General features: G+C 35.0%; 2 protein-coding genes. Both read left to right on the top strand.

Annotated features, from left to right (window positions below; all coding sequences use genetic code 11):
* The first annotated feature begins 958 nt into the window (after positions 1–958).
* Positions 959–1,456, top strand: coding sequence for a hypothetical protein (locus C1Y58_RS26200; RefSeq protein ID WP_105620105.1), 498 nt, complete (start codon positions 959–961; stop codon positions 1,454–1,456).
* A gap of 303 nt (positions 1,457–1,759) precedes the next feature.
* Complete coding sequence (locus C1Y58_RS26195) at positions 1,760–2,395, top strand: hypothetical protein (protein WP_105620104.1); 636 nt, start codon at positions 1,760–1,762, stop codon at positions 2,393–2,395.
* Positions 2,396–2,674 lie beyond the last annotated feature (279 nt).

The following is a 2,674-nucleotide window of genomic DNA, read 5'->3' as shown; positions in this document are numbered from 1 at the left end:
CTTCACCTGGTGCAAGCACCACCAAGAAGAAGGGCTCTGAGGGACCGGGTCAGGGACGTCGGAAATACGAGACGTTAGGATGACATAAATCCTCATGATGACTTCTCCGATGCACGTCGTAAATATGTCTGTTATATTTCCAACATGCACTCCTGTTATGTTCAAAAAGGAAATTTCATTATGAATAAGAAAGGAAGAATTATTCCAATTAAGAGACAGAAGGAAAAAAATCAAACCAAGCTATGTAGGTTGTCTTTATTGATAGAGGGACGAGGGAAGTTTACTTCAGCTTGAGTCCCTCTATCAATAAAGATAGCATGGTGAAAAACACAATGCAAGTTTGATTTTGGTGCTAATAACCTGATATGGTATAATTAAGTTGAAATAATTCCACATAAATTCATTATTCATACATTTGCGAAAGTTTGTTCGGGTATGAGTATGAATAAGTCAAAATGAAATCTCAGTAAAATTTATTAAATGGCTTAGAATAAAGATTTCTCATTTTTTACTATACATACTCAATAATCTTACTATTTAACTTGAATAATACAAACTTTAAAAATGAGAAATAAGGGGAATGCCATTCAATAACGGAACATAACGAAAGCCATCCTGTCGACAAGAAAAATAAAAGGAAAGTTTAACTAAGTCGACCGGATTTACATCACCTAACAAAATGTTTGCACAAGGGGTTCACAGGGTATTCCTCATGTGATGACCGAGGAAGTATTTCTATTGGGTCGGTTCGCCCACGTCGTTTCGCTAAGTGACACGCACTAAGCTCAACAACGTCGCAAACACATTTAGGTTAGGTGAAATTCTTACCCACATATCAGAGAAAGTTTTATGGGTCTTTAATTATTAGTTTCAGTAGTGTGCTAATCATAAATATATTGCTAATATTAGTATAGAGAAATAAATAGGGTGGTAAATCATAATTATATGGAGGAGTTTTATGTCATTTGATTTGAATATACTTGTTATTGGACAAGATAAACCTTCAGAATTTGTTTCAGGTATTGAGATTATAAATGAAAGAGATGAGACATTAAGATATGTTACATGGAGTTTTATGTCAAGTGTGCAAGGGGTGATGTACACATTAGGTACAACAGAAGATGGTCTATATAATGCAATGGCGATAATAGATACAGATTTTCAAAGTCCTAAAGAATACCCATACTGGATTCAAGACCAAGATGAGATTTCTAACCTTACACCTATAATTGTAAAACCTAAATATGAGGAAGACGTTATAGATTTGTTAAAGCAAATGATTGATAAATCCCCTATAGAGATGATAATGTTTATGACACGATATCAAGGTGGGGATAAGGAAATAGTATGTGGAACTATTCCATTTGATCAATTTATATTAGATTTGAAGAGTGATAGGATTCTTTTTAATACATGTTATATAATAAAAAAGGAGAAGAATGCTTCGATTCAATAGCAGTAAAAAGGTAGGTATATCATGGGGCTGTGGTCAAGAACATCACCTAACAATATGTTGCCGCAAGGCTCGGGCAGGGTCAAAAATCCTAACGGGTTAGCCAAGAAGTATTCCTTTTAGGTCACGCCCTCACACATTCCTCAACCTAAGTGCGTTGCACCACTCGGCACATTAGCCCTTATCAGGGCATGAGCACCTTCGTTCTAAGGTTGAGAAACGTCGGCAACACGGAACCGTTATCTAAAATTTGCCCCCATTTTGCTTGGGTTTTACTTTGTAGAATAAATAACGGAGGATATATAAATGGGCTTTATTTCAATAAAGAAGAAGACAAGAGGTTTGAGGAGTAAAGTAAAGAGAATTGATCACTGGAAGGAACAGAGTAAAGAACTAGACCTTGAATCCATTAAAAAGTATGGGAGAGACTATGTTAAAATATGGATACCACCGTTCTATAATTTATATAAAATAAATAAATATGAAGTTGGTCATAAAAATCCTCCAAACTGGTTCAATAAGTTAATATTAGAAGCGATGTTAGAAGTTTATGATAGTTGGGATAAGAAATTACGAGGTCTTAATGAGCCATATTACTTGAAGTTATGGTTATATGAACCCAACTTTATTAATTCTCAAATTGTTGCGGCTATAGGTGATTATATTGATTATTACGAAGATGTGTTTGAACCAGATGAAAATAAAAAAGCCTTACCTATAGAGAAATTTAACATCAAAAATGATGGTATTTGTAGATTCGATTGGGGTCAATATAAAGATCAAGCTATTATCTATGGAAGTGATTTTACAGATGATTTAGAATCATTGAACTACTGGAAAGAGAAATCTTATAAAATCAAAAAGAAGATAATAAATGATGATGTAGATGTTGAGTATTATATAACGAAAGGTACAATATGGGTCGGCGAAAAACGGAATTAATCAACGTGGGTAATTATTTGGGGAATGGTGACAAACTTCAGATAACAATAGATTTACGCAAGGTTCGGGCTAGGGTAGAAAACCCTCTTTGGACTTGCTCTCACACATTCCTCAACCTAAGTCCGTCGGAGCACTCGGCACATTAGCCCTTTGCAGGGCATGAGCACCTTTGCTCTAAGGTTGAGAAACGTCGCAAATTCGGAACGTTATATGACATAAATAATATTTCTTAGCTATTAGTGGCTCTTGTAAGGAGGGGTAAAGTGAATTCAAGTAGTT

This window comes from Vallitalea okinawensis (assembly GCF_002964605.1).
Taxonomy (GTDB): Bacteria; Bacillota; Clostridia; order Lachnospirales; family PQDH01; genus Vallitalea_A; species Vallitalea_A okinawensis.
Note: the sequence above shows the minus strand (reverse complement) of the source record. Positions and strands in the feature narration are given on the sequence as shown.